Origin of the sequence: Trebonia sp. (genome assembly GCF_049794275.1) — a bacterium.
Lineage (GTDB): Bacteria > Actinomycetota > Actinomycetes > Streptosporangiales > Streptosporangiaceae > Trebonia.
Genome location: NZ_JBARCR010000918.1, coordinates 1 through 2,750 on the forward strand (window position 1 = coordinate 1; position 2,750 = coordinate 2,750).

Genomic DNA, 2,750 nt, shown 5'->3' on the forward strand with positions numbered 1-2,750 from the left:
GCCCGGCGGCCTCGGGCGAGCCCCGGTCGCGCCAGCGCCGCACCGCCTGGCCGAATTCACCGGACGTCATAGCCACCACAGTATGCGCCGCCGCCGGGCGTTTCCTGGTACCGGCAGTCCCAGGAAAACGGGCCGGCTGGCTGCCGGGGCCGCGCGGCGGCAGGCTGGCAGCATGACGACGACACTGATCACCGGGGCGAACAAGGGCCTCGGTTACGAGACCGCCCGGCGGCTCATCGCCGCGGGCCACACCGTCTACATCGGCAGCAGGGACGCCGGGCGAGGACGCGACGCCGCGGCGCGGCTCGGACCGCGCGCGCGGCTGGTTCTCCTCGACGTCACTGACGACGCGTCCGTCGACGCGGCGGCGAAGACCATCGAGGCCGACGGCGGGCTGGACGTCCTGGTCAACAATGCCGGGATCGAGCAGCGGACGGCCACCAACGCGGTGCCAGGCGCCGCCGAGATCACCGCCGACCAGATGCGGCAGCTGTTCGAGACCAACGTCTTCGGCGTGGTGCGCGTCACCCACGCGTTCCTGCCGCTGCTGCTGCGGTCGGCCGCACCGGTGGTGGTCAACGTCAGCAGCGGCCTGGCCTCGATCGCCAGGCTCAGCGACCCGGACTCGCCGGCCTACGGCTACCCGGGGGTCGCCTATCCCGCGTCGAAGGCCGCGGTCAACATGATCACCGTGCAGTACGCGAAGGCGTTCCCCGGCATGCGGATCAACGCCGTCGAGCCCGGTTTCACCGCGACGGACCTGAACGGGCGCACCGGCATCCAGACCGTGGAGCAGGGCGCGGAGATCATCGTCCGGATGGCGCAGGCCGGGCAGGACGGCCCGACCGGCGGCTACTTCGACGCTCGCGGGCCCCTTCCCTGGTGACCGGCCCGCTTACCTCAGGAAAGGGGTTACCTCAGGAAGAGGCAGAACGTATGCCCGGCGGGGTCGAACATCACCCGGACACGCTCCTGCGGCTGATAACTGGCCTCGGTCGCGCCCGCCCGCGCCGCCCAGGCGACGGCCGCGTCGAGATCCTCGACCGCGATGTCCAGGTGCTCGGTGATGTGCTGCCTGCCCGCCTCGCTCGGCCAGACCGGCCTGGTGTAGTGCGCCTCGTACTCGAAGTTGAGCGTGGGGCCGGCCACGCCGGCCGGCGGCCGCACCTGCGCCCAGCCGTCTTCCGGCGGCGACCCAGGTCGCGGTGGTTCCTCGGCGGCGACCGGCCAGCCGAGCAGCCTCGCGTAGAAGGCCGCGAGCGTCCGCGGGTCGGGCGCGCCGATCGTCACCGACGTGACGTCCATGCGCGGCGGCTGAGTCATCTCATCCTTATTACCACAAGTACGGCAGCGCGTTCCTGCTACGCTCCTGACGCCCCGAGCAAAGGAGAAACAGCGACCATGGCCGCCACGCTTCGCGACACGCTGCTCGCGCCGGACGTACAGCCGCAGGTGGTCGCCGACTGCGAGGCGCTCGTCAACGGCGAGGTCGCCACGATGTCCGGCATCTCGGGGACCGCGGTCAAGCTCGCCTACAAGGCCGTGCGGACCTACGACGCCGGCCACATCCACCACATGATCGAGACGCTGCTGCCGCACCTGGCCGACGCGCTGCAGCCGTACTGGACCGACTTCACCGCCGCGGGGGGCGGGATGTTCGGCGACTACCTCGCCAAGCATGAGGACGAGGTGTGCGAGGCGCTGCTCGCGATCACCGACGAGCGCGGCAGGAACTCGGGCCGGCCAGTGATCGTAAAGGCCTACAACACGGTGCGCGGCAGCGCCGCCAAGCACGTGAAGGCCGCCCTGCCCGCGGTAGGCGGCCTGGTAGAGCGGTACGCGTTCTTACCTTTAGCGAGTTTTGGCGATAGCAGTGTTGGACTAAGTTCCTAATTGGTAACCTGTGGTGGTTGTGACGCGAACTGGCCTCATACTCGATGACCGTTACCAGTTGGCCGAACCGATCGCCGCCGGCGGCGTCGGCCAGGTATGGCGAGCATCGGACCTGCTGCTTGACCGGGAAGTCGCGGTCAAGCTGCTGCGTCCCGAATACGCCGATCACCCCGACACGCTCGAGCGTTTCCGCGCCGAAGCCAAGCATGCAGGCTCGCTGACCCATCCGTGCGTCGCCCGGGTCTACGACTACGGCAATGCCGGGCCGGCCAGTCCGCCGTACCTGGTGATGGAGTACGTCAACGGGCCCTCGCTCGCCGACATGCTCGCGGTCGACCCGGTGCATCCGGTACTCGCCCTGGACGTGGCGGCGCAGGCCGCCGCCGGGCTCGACGCCGCGCACAGCATCGGCCTGGTGCACAGGGACGTCAAGCCGGGCAATATCCTGATCGGCGCGGACGGCCTGGTGAAGATCACGGACTTCGGCATCGCGCACGCGGCGGGTTCCGCGCCCATCACGGGACCTGGCCTGGTGATGGGTACCACGCAGTACATGGCGCCGGAGCGGATCGCCGGCGGCCAGGCGACGCCCGCGAGCGACCTGTACGCCCTGGGCATCCTCATCTACGAATGCCTGACCGGCCTGCCGCCCTACGACGGGGGCACCGCCGAGGTGATGGCCGGACACCTGTACCTGCCGATGCCGCCGCTGCCGGCGGGCGTGCCGCCGGAACTCGGCGAGCTGATCACCAGGCTCACCGCCAAGGACCCGGCCGCCCGGCTGTCGGACGCCGCGGAAGTCGCGGCCATCGCCACGCGGCTGCGTGACCTGCTCGCCGCCGACGCGGGCCTCACGG

4 protein-coding genes are annotated in these 2,750 nt (G+C 70.5%); 3 read left to right on the plus strand and 1 reads right to left on the minus strand.

The genetic code is table 11. The annotated features are described in order from the left end of the window. Positions 1-172 precede the first annotated feature (172 nt). The gene (locus tag WA805_RS23640; protein WP_422272417.1) at positions 173-886 is read left to right on the plus strand and encodes an SDR family NAD(P)-dependent oxidoreductase; all 714 of its coding nucleotides are present in this window, start codon (positions 173-175) and stop codon (positions 884-886) included. Positions 887-912: 26 nt separating this feature from the next. Here the strand turns inward: WA805_RS23640 and WA805_RS23645 are convergent, their stop codons facing one another. Then, positions 913-1,323 carry a VOC family protein gene (locus tag WA805_RS23645; protein WP_422272415.1) on the minus strand — a complete coding sequence of 137 codons (411 nt, stop codon included), beginning with the start codon at positions 1,321-1,323 and terminating at the stop codon, positions 913-915. 78 nt (positions 1,324-1,401) lie between these two features. Here WA805_RS23645 and WA805_RS23650 point away from each other — a divergent pair, with 78 nt between their 5' ends. Together WA805_RS23650 and WA805_RS23655 are read left to right on the plus strand one after the other, a co-directional pair. After that, on the plus strand, positions 1,402-1,893 hold the full coding sequence (locus WA805_RS23650; protein WP_422285639.1) for a DUF6918 family protein: 492 nt from the start codon (positions 1,402-1,404) through the stop codon (positions 1,891-1,893). A 58-nt stretch (positions 1,894-1,951) separates the two neighbouring features. Further along, positions 1,952-2,750: serine/threonine-protein kinase (locus WA805_RS23655; RefSeq protein ID WP_425243431.1), on the plus strand; the 799-nt coding region annotated here is incomplete at its 3' end.

Excerpts from the sequence above, each read along its gene's own strand:
- WA805_RS23650 (WP_422285639.1), top strand. The coding sequence starts at position 1,402 with ATGGCCGCCACGCTTCGCGACACGCTGCTCGCGCCGGACGTACAGCCG.
- WA805_RS23640 (WP_422272417.1), top strand. The coding sequence starts at position 173 with ATGACGACGACACTGATCACCGGGGCGAACAAGGGCCTCGGTTACGAG.
- WA805_RS23645 (WP_422272415.1), bottom strand. The coding sequence starts at position 1,323 with ATGACTCAGCCGCCGCGCATGGACGTCACGTCGGTGACGATCGGCGCG.